General features: G+C 43.9%; 12 protein-coding genes, 1 tRNA gene and 1 riboswitch. Of the genes, 10 read left to right on the top strand and 3 right to left on the bottom strand.

Translation table 11 applies throughout. The annotated features are described in order from the left end of the window. Positions 1 to 22: 22 nt before the first annotated feature. Both pflB and R7Q48_RS07770 read right to left on the bottom strand, forming a co-directional pair. A complete protein-coding gene (gene pflB / locus R7Q48_RS07775; protein ID WP_318132225.1) occupies positions 23 to 2,320 on the bottom strand; it encodes a formate C-acetyltransferase in 2,298 nt (765 codons plus the stop codon). 351 nt (positions 2,321 to 2,671) lie between these two features. After that, positions 2,672 to 2,747: transfer RNA gene (locus R7Q48_RS07770), tRNA-Asn, on the bottom strand. Between the two features lie 559 nt (positions 2,748 to 3,306). On the opposite strand from R7Q48_RS07770, the gene uvrB reads away from it, so the two are divergent. The 3 genes from uvrB to luxU all read left to right on the top strand — a co-directional run bounded on the left by uvrB (position 3,307) and on the right by luxU (position 7,375). Beyond that, entirely contained in the window at positions 3,307 to 5,337 is a 2,031-nt protein-coding gene (uvrB, locus tag R7Q48_RS07765; RefSeq protein WP_017636056.1) for an excinuclease ABC subunit UvrB, read from the top strand. Between the two features lie 290 nt (positions 5,338 to 5,627). Beyond that, positions 5,628 to 7,034, top strand: a complete 1,407-nt coding sequence (gene luxO / locus R7Q48_RS07760; RefSeq protein ID WP_005380768.1) for a quorum-sensing sigma-54 dependent transcriptional regulator LuxO — start codon at positions 5,628 to 5,630, stop codon at positions 7,032 to 7,034. Beyond that, positions 7,031 to 7,375 carry a quorum-sensing phosphorelay protein LuxU gene (luxU, locus tag R7Q48_RS07755; RefSeq protein ID WP_017636054.1) on the top strand — a complete coding sequence of 115 codons (345 nt, stop codon included), beginning with the start codon at positions 7,031 to 7,033 and terminating at the stop codon, positions 7,373 to 7,375. The genes luxO and luxU overlap by 4 nt, the downstream gene beginning before the upstream one ends. Before the next feature lie 137 nt (positions 7,376 to 7,512). Here luxU and R7Q48_RS07750 read toward each other — a convergent pair whose 3' ends face one another. After that, positions 7,513 to 8,409: a YvcK family protein gene (locus tag R7Q48_RS07750; protein WP_005388931.1), complete on the bottom strand. Its 897-nt coding sequence runs from the start codon at positions 8,407 to 8,409 to the stop codon at positions 7,513 to 7,515. A 175-nt stretch (positions 8,410 to 8,584) separates the two neighbouring features. Beyond that, a riboswitch (molybdenum cofactor riboswitch) is annotated at positions 8,585 to 8,719 on the top strand. Between R7Q48_RS07750 and moaA the strand changes: the two genes are divergently transcribed. The 7 genes from moaA to oppB all read left to right on the top strand — a co-directional run bounded on the left by moaA (position 8,708) and on the right by oppB (position 14,785). Then, positions 8,708 to 9,697, top strand: coding sequence for a GTP 3',8-cyclase MoaA (gene moaA / locus R7Q48_RS07745; RefSeq protein WP_005388933.1), 990 nt, complete (start codon positions 8,708 to 8,710; stop codon positions 9,695 to 9,697). (Overlaps the previous riboswitch by 12 nt.) Positions 9,698 to 9,798: 101 nt before the next feature. Next, a complete protein-coding gene (gene moaB / locus R7Q48_RS07740) occupies positions 9,799 to 10,311 on the top strand; it encodes a molybdenum cofactor biosynthesis protein B (RefSeq protein ID WP_005388935.1) in 513 nt (170 codons plus the stop codon). Between the two features lie 26 nt (positions 10,312 to 10,337). Beyond that, complete coding sequence (moaC, locus tag R7Q48_RS07735; protein ID WP_005380779.1) at positions 10,338 to 10,817, top strand: cyclic pyranopterin monophosphate synthase MoaC; 480 nt, start codon at positions 10,338 to 10,340, stop codon at positions 10,815 to 10,817. Continuing rightward, complete coding sequence (gene moaD / locus R7Q48_RS07730; RefSeq protein ID WP_005388938.1) at positions 10,814 to 11,071, top strand: molybdopterin synthase sulfur carrier subunit; 258 nt, start codon at positions 10,814 to 10,816, stop codon at positions 11,069 to 11,071. Before moaC ends, moaD begins: the two co-directional genes overlap by 4 nt. A gap of 1 nt (position 11,072) precedes the next feature. Beyond that, positions 11,073 to 11,528 (top strand): molybdopterin synthase catalytic subunit MoaE, encoded by a 456-nt coding sequence (gene moaE / locus R7Q48_RS07725; RefSeq protein WP_256902946.1) that lies wholly within the window; start codon positions 11,073 to 11,075, stop codon positions 11,526 to 11,528. A 531-nt stretch (positions 11,529 to 12,059) separates the two neighbouring features. Beyond that, entirely contained in the window at positions 12,060 to 13,736 is a 1,677-nt protein-coding gene (locus R7Q48_RS07720; protein ID WP_017633862.1) for an ABC transporter substrate-binding protein, read from the top strand. 128 nt (positions 13,737 to 13,864) lie between these two features. Continuing rightward, on the top strand, positions 13,865 to 14,785 hold the full coding sequence (oppB, locus tag R7Q48_RS07715) for an oligopeptide ABC transporter permease OppB (protein WP_005380786.1): 921 nt from the start codon (positions 13,865 to 13,867) through the stop codon (positions 14,783 to 14,785). Positions 14,786 to 14,795: the final 10 nt, after the last annotated feature.

Below are 14,795 nucleotides of genomic sequence, written 5' to 3'. Positions count from 1 at the left end.
CTGAGTGCTTGATGGACTATGTTTATATCTTACTTGTGAAAGTACGAGTGATGACGTCTTGCTGTTGCTCTGTCGTTAGAGAGTTAAAACGTACCGCATAACCAGACACTCGAATCGTCAACTGAGGGTATTTCTCTGGATGTTCAACCGCATCCAATAACATCTCTCGGTCTAGAACGTTGACGTTAAGGTGTTGACCACCTTCAATCGCAATGCCCTCGTTGCTTGCTTCGTGATGGAAGTAACCATCCATTAGCGCGGCTAGGTTTTTCTTCTGACTTAATTCATCTTTACCCAATGCGTTCGGCACAATTGAGAAAGTGTAAGAAATACCATCTTTAGCGTAAGCGAACGGTAATTTAGACACCGATGCCAGAGACGCAACCGCCCCTTTTTCATCACGACCGTGCATTGGGTTTGCACCCGGCCCAAAAGGCATACCTGCGCGACGGCCATCAGGTGTATTACCCGTTTTTTTACCGTAAACCACGTTAGATGTGATTGTTAAAATCGATTGAGTTGGCACTGCTTCGCGGTAGGTGTGCATCTTCTGAATTTTCTTCATGAAGCGCTCAACTAGATCACAAGCGATGTCATCAACACGGGCATCATTGTTACCAAATTTTGGATAATCACCTTCGATTTCAAAATCAACGGCGATGCCATCTTCATCACGAACAGGCTTTACCGTTGCGTATTTAATTGCTGCCAAAGAGTCTGCGACAACAGACAGACCTGCAATACCACACGCCATCGTGCGGTGCACGTCGCGATCCATCAGTGCCATCAGTGACGCTTCGTAGCTGTAACGGTCATGTGAGTAATGGATGATGTTCAACGCTGTGACGTATTGCGTTGCTAACCATTCCAACATGTTGTCGAAACGAGGCATCAAAGCGTCAAGGTCGAGAATTTCATCTTGAACTTTGTCCACTACCGGACCCACTTGCGCTTTCGATTTTTCATCGATACCACCATTGATGGTGTAAAGCAGTGCTTTTGCAAGGTTGGCACGTGCACCAAAAAATTGCATGTGCTGACCAACAATCTGCGGGCTCACACAACAGGCAATCGCGTAGTCGTCATTGTCGAAATCAGGACGCATTAGATCGTCGTTTTCGTATTGAACCGAAGAGGTATCAATCGACACTTTTGCAGCATATTGTTTGAACGCTTCAGGCAATTGCTCTGACCAAAGAATCGTCATGTTTGGCTCAGGAGCAGGGCCCATAGTATGTAGCGTATGTAAGTATCGGAATGTCGTTTTAGATACTAGCGTACGGCCATCAACACCCATACCTGCCATGGCTTCTGTTGCCCAGATTGGGTCGCCAGAGAACAATGAATCGTATTCTGGTGTGCGTAGGAAGCGAACCATGCGTAGCTTCATGATGAAGTGGTCAATCATTTCTTGCGCTTGTGATTCATCAATCAAACCGTTTGCGATATCGCGTTCTAGATAGACGTCTAGGAAAGTCGAAGTACGGCCCAGTGACATTGCTGCGCCGTTTTGCGATTTAACCGCCGCTAGGTAGCCAAAGTAGGTAAATTGGATCGCTTCTTGTGCTGTTTTAGCAGGTAGCGACATATTAATGCCGTATTTCAGACCCATTTGACGAATGTCTTCAAGCGCTTGAACTTGATCGGCTATTTCTTCGCGAAGACGAAGTGTTTTCTCAAGATCGTTGCCTTGTTCTAAGAACGTTTGTGTTGAGTTGTATTGTTCTTTTTTGTCTGCTTTTAAGAAGTCGATACCGTATAGGGCGAGACGGCGATAGTCACCAATGATACGACCACGGCCATAGGCATCAGGAAGACCCGTAATGATGCCGGATTTACGACACGCTAGGATTTCTTTGGTGTAAAGGTCGAAACACGCTTTGTTGTGAGTTTTACGGTATTCAGTGAAGATTTTTTCAACCGTTGGATCCAGCTCGCGGCCATAAACTTCGCAAGAGTTTTTGACCATGCGAATCCCGCCATTGGCGATGATTGCACGTTTTAGCGGTTGATCAGTTTGTAAGCCAACGATCTTTTCCAGATCTTTGTTGATGTAGCCTGCATCGTGGGAAGTGATTGTTGAGGGCAAGTCTGTGTCAAAATCAATAGGGGCGTGTGTGCGGCTTTCTTGTTTTATGCCTTCAAGCACTTGGTTCCATAATGCTGAAGTGGATTCGCTAACTTCAGCTAAGAAAGTCTCGTCTCCCTCATAGGGTGTATAGTTTTTTTGGATGAAGTCACGAGTGTTGACAGAGTTTTGCCATTCACCAGCAGTAAATCCAGCCCATGCATCTAGCATGTCAGTTGTCGGAATAGTCATAAGTAAATCCCTAAGTTATTGATAATTAGAATGGAGGCGACGAGTAGGACGGAACCATTCTTAACCCTTTTAATCGTATGGATTTATTTGGTATGAGTAAAATGAATGCTTTTCATTTTTTCAATGATTAAATTGCATTAATAATAGATTCAATTGGTTATGATTGTTTTTTGCTAGAAAAGAGACAGAATTAAATGTGTGGTGCTGTGAGAACACTATCTATGACAATGTTATGAGTTCTGTAATTTGAACTTATTTCGGTGTGATTTTATGGCGCCTAGATTGGCTTAGATTTCCTGGCGATTAAGATACAAAAAAAGCCGTGTCTTGCGACACGGCTTTTCTATAATCTGGCTCCTCCTGCTGGGCTCGAACCAGCGACCTGCGGATTAACAGTCCGTCGCTCTACCAACTGAGCTAAGGAGGAATTGCTTTGTTTGAAAGCGGGACAAATCTTACCGAGCACTCAAACTACTGTCAACAGTAAAAAAATACATTTTTAGCAAAAAATATTGAGTTAAGGGCTTTACTTTTCTGTATGGCTTGCCAGTAAAGGCTCGAGGTTAGTTATCCACTAAATTTGTGGATAAGTATGTTGATGAGATCTGGGTAAAGAAAGTTGATATGCAACTAAGTTTTTATTTAATGAATTTTTAGTCGGCGTTATGCGTAAAATAAGCAAATAAAACAGAGATTTATCGATCTTAATCAAAAGGTATTCAAAGTGGATAAAAATCAATCTTTTGGGGATAAGAAAGTTTTAAGCTAATTTTTGGGGAAAAGTTGTGGAAATTATAATGTGAAGAATGTGTGTAGCTCTTCAACTAGGGCGAAGTACTATATCAGAGTCACTTTTGTATGGCTATAGCATTCTAGACAAACAAGAAAATTTATTAACAATGATGGTTAAATTCTCGATAGACGTAGATTTCATTAGCTAAGGTGTATATATATACAGCCAAAGCGCAGTAAAATTGAGGAAGGGTATGAGTAAAGTCTATGAATTGGTCTCCGATTATCAGCCGTCGGGCGATCAACCAGGAGCGATCAATCAGTTGCTTGAGGGGCTCGATGCTGGGCTAGCACATCAAACATTGTTGGGGGTCACAGGCTCAGGTAAAACCTTCACACTAGCGAATGTGATTGCTCAAGCCCAACGACCTGCAATATTACTTGCGCCAAACAAAACGCTTGCTGCTCAGTTATATGGTGAGATGAAGTCATTCTTTCCTAATAATGCGGTTGAGTATTTTGTTTCTTACTATGATTACTACCAACCTGAAGCATATGTTCCCACAACAGATACTTTCATTGAAAAGGACGCTTCGGTTAACGCCCACATTGAGCAAATGCGACTGTCTGCCACTAAAGCTTTATTGGAACGGAAAGACGCTATTATCGTTGCTTCGGTTTCAGCTATCTATGGTTTGGGTGATCCGGAATCCTACTTACAAATGATGCTTCATTTGCGACGTGGAGATGTGATTGATCAGCGTGATATGCTTCGTCGCCTAGCGGAGCTCCAATACTCACGCAATGATGTTGCTTTTGAGCGAGGACAGTTCCGTGTCCGTGGCGAGGTGATTGATATATTCCCTGCTGAATCAGACCAAGACGCTGTGCGCGTTGAGATGTTTGACGATGAGGTGGATTGCATCAGTGTGTTCGATCCATTGACAGGCGTGGTGAAACAACGAGACTTGCCGCGCTATACCATCTATCCCAAGACGCACTATGTGACGCCAAGAGATCGCATTCTTGAAGCGATTGAAAATATTAAAGTCGAACTAGAAGTGCGCAAAAAGCAGCTTCTAGATAACAACAAGCTACTGGAAGAGCAGCGAATTAGCCAGCGCACTCAATTCGATATCGAAATGATGAATGAGTTGGGCTTTTGCTCCGGTATCGAAAACTATTCTCGTTATCTCAGTGGACGCTCGGAAGGTGAGCCGCCACCAACCCTGTTTGACTACTTACCTCATGATGGCTTGTTGATCATCGATGAATCTCACGTGACAGTACCGCAGATAGGTGCCATGTATAAAGGCGACCGTTCGCGTAAAGAAACGCTGGTGGAGTTTGGTTTCCGGTTACCTTCAGCTTTGGATAATCGTCCACTGAAGTTTGAGGAGTTTGAAGCACTAGCGCCACAAACGATTTTCGTCTCTGCTACTCCTGGAAATTACGAACTAGAAAAATCGGCGGGTGATGTAGCGGATCAAGTCGTTCGTCCTACAGGCTTGCTTGACCCTGAGTTGGAAGTTCGCCCAGTAGCGACCCAAGTCGACGACCTATTGTCTGAGATTCGTATTCGCGCTGCTAAAGATGAGCGAGTTCTGGTTACAACACTGACCAAACGAATGGCTGAAGATCTCACCGAATACCTTCACGAACATGATGTTAAGGTACGTTATTTACACTCAGACATTGATACTGTTGAGCGTGTGGAAATTATCCGTGACCTTCGCCTTGGAGAATTTGACGTGCTGGTGGGAATCAACTTATTGAGAGAGGGCCTGGATATGCCAGAGGTCTCGTTAGTTGCAATTTTGGATGCGGATAAAGAGGGCTTCTTGCGGTCTGAACGCTCACTCATTCAGACCATTGGTCGTGCTGCACGAAACATCGAAGGTAAGGCGATTTTATACGCTGACCGAATCACCAACTCAATGAAAAAGGCGATGGATGAAACTAACCGTCGTCGCGAGAAGCAGGAAGCGTACAACGAAGAAATGGGTATTTCGCCACAAGCGCTCAAACGAAATATCAAAGACATCATGGAACTTGGCGATATCACTAAGTCTAAACGCCAGCGTAACACTAAACAGGTACCATTATCGAAAGTGGCGGAGCCTTCGCAAACTTACGAGGCACTGTCCCCTCAGCAGCTAGAAAAAGAAATCAGTCGACTGGAGGCGGCGATGTATCAGCATGCGCAAGATTTAGAATTTGAGTTAGCGGCACAAAAGCGTGACGAGATTGAAAAACTACGAGCGCAGTTCATCGCAAATAGTTGAACAAACTTACCGATTTAACTATCCAAGCATTTTAGGTCGCTTGTAAAAAAAGAAGCCAATAGGCAGTCGGGTCTATTGGCTTGTTTTGTGAACATATCGTTCACTAACAACGTCAGTTGGCTAGGTGACCCGAGGGGTCACTATCGTTACAGCATGGTTTGTGCCACTTTTTAAATAATTGATATTATTTTTGAATTTTTTCCTTTGCCCATAATTTAGCTAATGTTATTTGCAAAATGCAAAGCGTAATGCGATTATTGTTTAAAACACAACAAAATAATAGCTAGGTTATGCAACAAAAACCCGAAGGCCCAAAGTCTCGTTACCTTTTAATGGTCGAGGACACCGCATCTGTTGCGGCTCTGTACCGCTCATACCTGACACCGCTTGGCATAGATATCAATATTGTCGGCACAGGTAGGGATGCCATTGAGAGCCTAAATCATCGAATTCCAGATCTTATTTTACTCGATCTCCGTCTGCCAGATATGACGGGGATGGACGTTTTACATGCCGTTAAAAAGAGTCATCCCGACGTACCTATAATTTTTATGACCGCTCACGGTTCTATCGATACCGCTGTCGAGGCCATGCGTCATGGCTCACAAGACTTTCTAATTAAACCGTGTGAAGCGGACCGTTTACGTGTCACGGTTAACAATGCAATTCGTAAAGCGACCAAGCTAAAAAATGAAGCCGATAATCCAGGCAATCAGAGCTATCAGGGGTTTATCGGCAGTAGCCAAACCATGCAGCAGGTTTACCGTACGATAGATTCAGCGGCGAGCAGTAAAGCGAGTATTTTTATCACAGGTGAAAGTGGTACTGGTAAAGAGGTATGTGCCGAGGCTATTCACGCAGCAAGTAAACGTGGTGACAAACCTTTTATTGCAATTAACTGTGCTGCAATTCCAAAAGATTTGATTGAGAGTGAACTGTTTGGTCACGTAAAAGGGGCCTTTACTGGCGCTGCGAATGATCGTCAAGGGGCAGCTGAGTTAGCGGATGGCGGCACACTTTTTCTAGATGAGCTTTGTGAGATGGACTTGGATTTACAAACCAAGTTGCTACGATTTATTCAAACGGGCACATTCCAAAAAGTGGGTTCCTCAAAAATGAAGAGCGTGGATGTGCGCTTTGTTTGTGCCACTAACCGTGATCCCTGGAAAGAGGTACAAGAAGGTCGATTCCGTGAAGATTTGTACTATCGTTTGTATGTCATTCCTTTGCATTTACCGCCTTTACGCGAACGAGGCGAAGATGTTATTGAAATTGCATACTCACTGCTAGGTTACATGTCACACGAAGAAGGAAAAAGCTTCATACGTTTTGCGCCTGATGTCATCGAGCGATTCAACAGCTATGAGTGGCCGGGTAACGTTCGTCAGTTACAAAACGTGCTACGCAACATCGTTGTTCTAAACAACGGTAAAGAGATTACGTTGGACATGTTACCGCCACCGTTGAATCAACCGCTTGACCGTCCGTCGTCTGTGGCTAAATTAATTGAGCCGAAAGCGATGACCGCATCTGAGATTATGCCATTATGGATGACGGAAAAAATGGCAATCGAGCAAGCGATTGAAGCATGTGATGGCAATATTCCTCGAGCGGCGGGATATCTTGATGTCAGTCCGTCGACGATTTACCGCAAGTTACAGGCATGGAACGGCAAGGAAGAGCGGCAAAAAGTATGAGTGTAAATGTATTAAATCAGCAAAAAATAGATGAACTGTCGATGGAAATTGGCAGTGACAACGTACCTGTACTGTTCGATATCTTCCTAGGAGAAATGGATACCTATATCGAGAACTTATCCCAACTGCAGGGGGCAGAGCGATTAGCTTACTCAAAAGAAATCAGCCACGCGTTGAAAAGTAGTGCTGCGAGCTTTGGGGCAGATCGCCTTTGTGAACTGGCTATGTCCATAGACAAAAAAGCGAAAGCCGGTGAGTTGACTGCGGAGTCTGAGGAGTTAGAGGCTATGTTCGATCTTTTGCACGAAACTCGAGATGCTTATCGCTCTTGGCGACAGTAGCTATTTTTTCTATTAACAATTTTTTCTTAGTAAACATCTGTTTTTACTGGATGCCTGAACTAAAACCCTTCGATGACAGAAGGGTTTTCATTATCAATAAACACCTTAAAAGAGGGCGCTAGCCAGGTAACGTGCTCTTAAATAGAAAGTTGTAGCTGATTTTCAATCGCTAGTTTGAGCTTGTTTCTATCGTGACGCCAGTCTCGGTTAGAGGAGGCGAGTGACTCCGTCACTACATTCCATTGACTTAAGACGTCTTGCTCGGTTTTCTCTGCTAGAACCACGTCTATTTTTCTTCCTTGACAGGCACGTTCACACCATTCTAATTTTTGAGCCATCGTCATTCGTCCCGCTGGGCCGTATTCTGGACTCAGGTTAGCAACAAAAATGACTTTTGCTTTTGTGTTTGCTGCAATCGCTTTGCCGAGTTCAGGCAGCAATAAAGGAGGCATGATACTAGTTAAAAAACTGCCAGGGCCAAGAATAATCGCGTCAGCTTCCGCCAAAGCTGTGATGGCTTCTTTGGTAGCAGGCACTTCTGGTGAAAGATCCAAACGTCTCAAGTCTGCTTTCATTTCGTCGACATTTGTTTCTCCCGTAACCCACTTCCCATCTACGGATAACGCGGAAAGATCCGAAGGGTGTTCGGACATAGGAAGGATGTTAACGTCGACTTTTAACATATTGCGAATCAGATTAATGGCATCTAAAGGTCTGACCGATAAGTTATCGAGTGCAGTAAGCATCAAGTTACCAAGATTATGACCATCAAGTTCGCCAGTGCCTTTGAAGCGATATTCAAACATCATCGAACTGATTGAAGGCTCTGTAATGAGCTGATTAATACAGTTACGTGTGTCTCCCCAAGCGATTCCTCCTTGGCAGTGACGAATTCTTCCTGTTGAACCACCATTGTCAGTCGTGGCAACAATCCCAGTTGCATTGCTGCCAAAATCTCGTAATGCGGCCAGCATTCGACCTAAGCCATGACCACCGCCAACAGCGACCACTTTTTTATCTGTGTAGATATTCATTATGTTCTTCTAATAATCTAATAAAAAACGGCTACAATTTATCTTAAGGAGTGTCTTAAAGGTACTCACTTAGCGGTAAATTGTGTCTCTAGAGAGTTTTTTATCACTCAAGTCTGGATTCCATTACAAATATTAAGTATTTTACACCGCAAAGCTATCAGAGATTTCATATCTCTGGTTGCCATAACTCCGAGCTCACTATTGCTAAGTCCTTGGATAGGCGTTTTGAGCCAGTGGCATACTGTCACAAGGGCATGATTGGAAATGGCCATGCCTCCCGTGTTTGGAAAGGTGTTCCGTGGCGCAACAATTCGAAGACAAATTTCATCGTAAGTTTTATTACTTGCGTCTGTCTGTGACCGACGTATGTAATTTCAAATGTACCTATTGCCTTCCTGATGGCTATAAGCCTTCGGGCAATAAAAACTCGTCTTTTTTATCTCTCCCTGAAATCAAACGGGTCGTAAAAGCATTCGCTGATTGTGGCACGTCAAAAGTGCGCATCACTGGTGGTGAGCCTAGCTTACGCAAAGATTTTACCGACATTATCCATTCAGTAGCGGCGACGCCTGGCATTCAAAAAGTTGCAACGACAACCAATGGCTATCGCATGGCAAAACAAGTCGCAGATTGGCGTGAAGCGGGTTTAACCCACATTAATGTCAGTGTGGATAGCCTTGACCCGCGTATGTTTCATCAAATCACAGGTGAAAATAAGTTTACTGAAGTCATGAATGGTATCGAACGTGCGTTCGAGGTCGGTTATGAGCAAGTAAAAGTTAATGTGGTGTTGATGAAAGATCTGAACCATCACGAGCTGCCAGCGTTTCTTAACTGGATAAAAGATCGTCCAATCCAACTGCGTTTCATTGAGTTGATGCAAACGGGTGAGATGGATGAGCTATTTAATAAGCACCATGTATCCGGAGTGGCAATTCGTAACCAGCTAATTGCAAATGGTTGGTTGCTGAAAGTGCGCTCGCATAATGATGGTCCTGCGCAAGTATTTGTTCATCCTGATTACAAGGGTGAAATAGGTCTTATCATGCCTTATGAAAAAGACTTTTGTGAAAGCTGCAACCGACTGCGCGTTTCTGCGATGGGTAAGCTGCACCTATGTCTGTTTGGAGAGCACGGTGTAGAATTGCGTGATCTTTTGGAACGTGATGAGCAAGAGAGTGAGCTTATTGAACGTATCCAGGCGCAGTTACAAACCAAGTCGGTAAGCCATTTCTTGCATGATGGCAATACTGGTATGACGCCACACCTCGCGTCTATCGGCGGCTAACTTCATTCAATTTTTAGAGCGAGTTCACTGATAAGCTGGCTCTAACTTTTTCCGAATCGATACCAAGCGTATCAAAGCTAATTAAGAGAATAGGTGAACAAATGGGTCACGCTGAAAGCAAATTCCAACCTGCAAATATTGCCGTTCTAACGGTATCTGACACTCGTACTGAAGAAAACGATACCTCTGGTCGTTACCTTGCTGAACATGCTCAAGAAGCGGGTCACAACGTAGTAGACAAGCAAATTGTTATTGATGATATGTACAAGATCCGCGCGATTGTTTCTCAATGGATTGCTGATGAAAGCGTACAAGCGATCATGATTACTGGCGGTACAGGTTTCACCTCACGTGATAGCACGCCAGAAGCACTTAAGCCTCTATTTGATAAGGAAGTTGAAGGTTTTGGTGAGTTGTTCCGTATGGTGTCGTACGAAGAGATCGGTACGTCTACGATTCAGTCTCGTGCGATTGCAGGTTTTGCTAACCACACCGTGATCTTCGCAATGCCAGGTTCAACTGGTGCGTGCCGCACAGGCTGGACAAAAATTATTAAACAGCAGTTGGATGCAAGTCATCGCCCTTGTAACTTCATGCCACACCTATCTGTATAACCTTTCCTAAAAGCGAAGGAAAAACAATGACCCAATTTACACATATCAATGCTTCTGGCGAAGCAAACATGGTTGACGTGTCAGCAAAAACGGAGACGGTTCGTGAAGCTCGTGCTGAAGCATTTGTTCACATGGCCCCAGAAACACTTCAACTGATTGTCTCTGGCCAGCACCACAAAGGTGATGTATTTGCGACGGCTCGTATTGCTGGTATTCAAGCTGCGAAGAAAACCTGGGATTTGATTCCACTTTGTCATCCGCTACTACTCTCTAAAGTTGAAGTTCAACTGGAAGCTATCGAAGCAGAAAACAAAGTTCGCATCGAATCAGTATGTAAACTTGCGGGTAAAACTGGTGTGGAAATGGAAGCGCTCACGGCAGCTTCCGTTGCTGCTCTAACGATTTACGATATGTGTAAAGCAGTACAAAAAGACATGGTCATTGGTCAAGTTCGTCTACTAGAGAAAACGGGTGGTAAATCTGGTCACTTTAAGGTGGAATCATGATTAAAGTACTTTTCTTTGCTCAAACTCGCGAGCTGATTGGCATCGACAGTGTCGAGTTAGACGGGCCGTTTGAAACGGTTGAATCAATTCGTGCACATCTAGTGGAAGAAGGCACTAAGAAAGATGGCAAGTGGGATTTAGCGCTCGAGCCAGGAAAGCTACTTGCTGCAGTGAACCAATCCATCGTCCCTCTGGATACACAAGTAAAAGCAGGTGACGAAGTTGCGTTTTTCCCGCCGGTAACTGGGGGTTAAGATGGATTCTCGTGTATCTGTACAAATTGAAGACTTTTCGGTTGAGCAAGAATATCAACGTCTATCTGAAGGGACGGCTGCCGGCGCTGTCGTTACATTCGTTGGTAAAGTTCGAGATATGAACCTTGGGGATAATGTCATTGGTTTACATCTAGAGCACTATCCGGAGATGACAGAGAAGAGCTTGAGCGACATTTGCGATCAAGCTGAGTCTCGCTGGCCACTATTAGGTGTACGCGTGATTCATCGTGTCGGAGACATGGATAGCGGTGATCAAATTGTATTTGTGGGCGTTTCCAGTGCGCACCGCGGCGCGGCATTTGATGCGTGCGAGTTCATCATGGATTATCTGAAAACCCAAGCACCATTTTGGAAAAAAGAGCGTACGACGAATGAAGATCGTTGGATTGAGTCGCGCGACACCGATCATCAAGCTGCACAGCGTTGGGAAAAATAGAACTAACCCGCATTCTAGTGAAAAAAGCTAAGTGCTAATGGCACTTAGTTTTTTTTGTATTTATCTTCATTGTATTGCTCACTTTGTTTCGATATTTCCTATCTTTTGTCGGGTGATATTCTTCACAATAAAAGTTTTTTGCCCAATATATAAACAATTATTTGTTAGACTTGATTTGTCATAAATGTTAAATGATGTGTAAATATCTAGCATAAGATGCTAGTAAATGGTTTAAACTCAGATTAATCGAAAGTTTCGCCTGTTAAATGTCGCTTCTGGTCTTTATTTGGCTGGTGAATGCTTTGGGGTTAGAGTTTACTGCTAGATATGTGTGGTTTAGTCAGCATTATTGGTTTTTTTGCTACATTTTTATGGCAAATTACTTCAATGATTGCTAATGTGTGCCGCAGTCTTTGTAAGGTTTTAGACTTTTGTGCTCAGAAAGTGCACTAAAAAAATCTAAAACTCTGACCGTTCCAGGCCCTTACAAAGAAGTCATGGATGCTAACGAAAAAATTTGGAGTTTTACGCATGTATAAGAATAAAATCACGCGCGCTTTATTTATTGGTGCTGGTCTTTCTCTCGCTCTAGCTGGTTGTGGTGAAAAGCCTGCGGAGAAACAAGCTGCTGAGCCTGCTCCGGCTCCAGCCCCTGAAGCTAAATCTGATTCTAAAGAGCCAAAACTTGCTGCTGTTCAAGAATTGGTGCGTGGTAACGGTACAGAAGTTGCGACAATAGACCCTCATAAATCTCAAGGTGTTCCAGAATCCCACGTGATTCGCGATCTTCTTGAAGGCCTTGTAAACCAAGATGCGGACGGTAACACTATCCCTGGTGTTGCAGAATCTTGGGAAACTGAAGACAACAAAACATACACTTTCCACTTACGTGAAGACGCAAAATGGTCAAACGGTGATCCTGTCACTGCAGGTGATTTCGTTTACAGCTTCCAACGTGCAGTCGATCCAGCAACCGCCTCTCCATATGCTTGGTACATGGAATACACCAAGATGAAGAACGCAAAAGACATTGTTGCGGGTAAAAAAGATAAGAGCGAGTTAGGTGTTAAAGCGGTTGACGATCACACGTTAGTGGTTGAGTTAGATACTGCAGTACCATATTTTGTAATGATGATGGGCCACACGACAGTGAAACCTGTTCATCAAGCAACTGTTGAAAAGTTCGGCGATCAATGGACGAAGCCAGAGAACTTTGTAGGTAACGGTGCTTATGTTGTTGACAACTGGGTTGTAAACGAGCGTTTGGTTCTAAAACGTAACGAACAGTACTGGGACAACGAAAACACGACGCTTGACCAAGTTACTTTCCTACCAATCGAGAACCAAGTAGCGGAAATGAACCGCTTCCTAGCGGGTGAAATCGACTTCACAAACGAGCTGCCTACAGAGCACTTCAAGCGTCTGAAGAAAGAGCACCCACAAGAAGTGTCTGTAACCGGTAACTTATGTACTTACTACTACATCTTCAATACGAAGAAAAAGCCGTTTGATGATGTTCGCGTGCGTAAAGCGATTTCTTATGCGATTGACCGTAACATTGTGACTGATGCGATTTTAGGTCAAGGTCAAAAGCCAGCTTACTTCCTAACACCTGAAATTACGGCAGGTTTCAACCCAGAAATCCCTGCATACGGCAAAATGACGCAAGAAGAGCGTAACGCAGAAGCTGCGCGTCTATTGGAAGAAGCGGGTTACGGCGCAGACAACCCTCTTGAATTTAACCTTCTATACAATACATCAGAGAACCACAAGAAACTTGCGGTTGCACTGGGTTCAATGTGGAAGAAGACGCTTGGTCTAGACGTTACGCTAGAAAACCAAGAGTGGAAAACTTACCTATCTACTAAAGATTCTGGCAACTTTGAGGTTGCTCGTGCAGGTTGGTGTGGCGACTACAACGAAGCTTCATCTTTCCTAACGCTGATGATGAGTAATAACACTACTGGTGGTATTCACTACGACAGCAAAGAGTACGATGCGATCATGAACAAAGCATTTGCTTCAACTTCTGACGAAGAGCGCCAAGCACTTTACCTAGAAGCAGAGAAGTTGATGGCAAAAGATATGCCAATCGCACCTATCTACCAGTACGTGAAATCACGTCTACTATCACCGAAAGTTGGTGGCTTCCCAGTAAATAACGCGGAAGACAAGATTTACTCTAAAGATCTCTACATCACAGAGTAATTCGTAACTCGATAGAACTATAAAAATGAGGCCCTACATGTGAGAAATTGCATGTAGCGCCTATCTTTAGTCCAAAAGAATTGGACGACTTCTTTAATTTAACTGTCACAGACTGAAAGAGTGAGTTTATGCTTAAATTCATCGCAAAAAGGATATTTGAGGCGATCCCAACAATGTTGGTTTTGATCACCGTATCTTTCTTTCTTATGCGCTTTGCACCGGGAAACCCTTTCTCGACAGAGCGTCCATTGCCACCCGAAGTAATGGCAAATATCGAAGCTAAATATGGCTTGGATAAACCTGTATTTGAACAATACACCACGTATTTGACCAATGTTATCCAAGGTGATTTCGGACCGTCATTTAAATACCTTGATTACTCAGTAAACGAGCTGATCGCGGTTGCCTTACCTGTTTCGGCTAAAGTGGGCTTCATCGCCTTTATCTTTACTTTGATAATGGGGGTTACCGTCGGTACCATTGCTGCGCTCAAGCAAAATACTTGGATTGATTACACCATTATGTCGACTGCGATGCTTGGTGTCGTAATGCCATCCTTTGTATTAGCGCCTGCGCTTATCTACATATTCTCGCTTCACTGGAATATCTTCCCTGCGGGCGGTTGGCAAGATGGTAGCTGGCAGTATTTAGTGCTTCCTGTTATTGGTATGTCGCTACTGTATGTTGCTACCTTTGCTCGTATCACGCGTGGTTCGATGATCGAAACCCTAAACAGTAACTTTATTCGTACGGCACGTGCTAAAGGTCTAAGTTACCGTTACATCATTATCAAACACGCTCTGAAGCCGGCACTTCTCCCTGTTGTTTCTTACATGGGGCCAGCTTTCGTAGGTATCATCACCGGCTCCGTTGTTATCGAAACCATTTTTGGTCTGCCTGGTATTGGTAAACTATTCGTTAACGCTGCATTTAACCGTGACTACTCGCTAGTAATGGGGGTAACCATTCTGATTGGTTTCCTATTCATTCTATTCAACGCGATTGTAGATATTTTACTTGCAATGATTGACCCGAAAATTCGCTACTAACAGGGACGTT

Source organism: Vibrio sp. 378, assembly GCF_033339435.1.
Note: the sequence above shows the minus strand (reverse complement) of the source record. Positions and strands in the feature narration are given on the sequence as shown.

What these genes read in the sequence shown, in the direction of transcription:
- pflB (WP_318132225.1), bottom strand. Translation starts at nt 2,320, where the DNA reads ATGACTATTCCGACAACTGACATGCTAGATGCATGGGCTGGATTTACT.
- uvrB (WP_017636056.1), top strand. Translation starts at nt 3,307, where the DNA reads ATGAGTAAAGTCTATGAATTGGTCTCCGATTATCAGCCGTCGGGCGAT.
- luxO (WP_005380768.1), top strand. Translation starts at nt 5,628, where the DNA reads ATGCAACAAAAACCCGAAGGCCCAAAGTCTCGTTACCTTTTAATGGTC.
- luxU (WP_017636054.1), top strand. Translation starts at nt 7,031, where the DNA reads ATGAGTGTAAATGTATTAAATCAGCAAAAAATAGATGAACTGTCGATG.
- R7Q48_RS07750 (WP_005388931.1), bottom strand. Translation starts at nt 8,409, where the DNA reads ATGAATATCTACACAGATAAAAAAGTGGTCGCTGTTGGCGGTGGTCAT.
- moaB (WP_005388935.1), top strand. Translation starts at nt 9,799, where the DNA reads ATGGGTCACGCTGAAAGCAAATTCCAACCTGCAAATATTGCCGTTCTA.
- moaC (WP_005380779.1), top strand. Translation starts at nt 10,338, where the DNA reads ATGACCCAATTTACACATATCAATGCTTCTGGCGAAGCAAACATGGTT.
- moaD (WP_005388938.1), top strand. Translation starts at nt 10,814, where the DNA reads ATGATTAAAGTACTTTTCTTTGCTCAAACTCGCGAGCTGATTGGCATC.
- moaE (WP_256902946.1), top strand. Translation starts at nt 11,073, where the DNA reads ATGGATTCTCGTGTATCTGTACAAATTGAAGACTTTTCGGTTGAGCAA.
- R7Q48_RS07720 (WP_017633862.1), top strand. Translation starts at nt 12,060, where the DNA reads ATGTATAAGAATAAAATCACGCGCGCTTTATTTATTGGTGCTGGTCTT.
- oppB (WP_005380786.1), top strand. Translation starts at nt 13,865, where the DNA reads ATGCTTAAATTCATCGCAAAAAGGATATTTGAGGCGATCCCAACAATG.